Genomic DNA, 286 nt, shown 5'->3' with positions numbered 1-286 from the left:
AGATGTGCAAGAGGCGGTATCCAGTTACATGGATACTGGTGAAACGCATGATACAGTTATTGTTTCCGGAGTGAAAAAAGGACCGCCTAAAACAATCGAAGTTGGTTGGGGTCAAGGTTCAAGATGGCGCTTAGTTCATTTAAATGAATTTGGCTATACTCGTTTTGGTAGATATGTCAGTCCTAGAGGAATGGGGAAATTACAAGGGGTTGTTGATAAAACGGAAGGATCTGCGTTTGAAGAGATGCGGTCAGAATTGGAGGAGTTAGCACGATGAAAGATATGA

The 286-nt window shown here is 42.3% G+C and carries 1 protein-coding gene; it reads left to right on the top strand.

Translation table 11 applies throughout. The features are described 5' to 3' along the window. On the top strand, window positions 1–277 hold a 277-nt coding region (locus tag IAE45_RS18760; RefSeq protein ID WP_200143177.1), incomplete at its 5' end, for a hypothetical protein. Window positions 278–286: the final 9 nt, after the last annotated feature.

The sequence above is a fragment of the Enterococcus sp. S53 genome (assembly GCF_016516865.1).
GTDB classification, from domain to species: domain Bacteria; phylum Bacillota; class Bacilli; order Lactobacillales; family Enterococcaceae; genus Enterococcus_D; species Enterococcus_D innesii.
The sequence above is the reverse complement of the archived record's forward strand: the minus strand, read 5'-3'. Positions and strand labels throughout refer to the sequence as shown.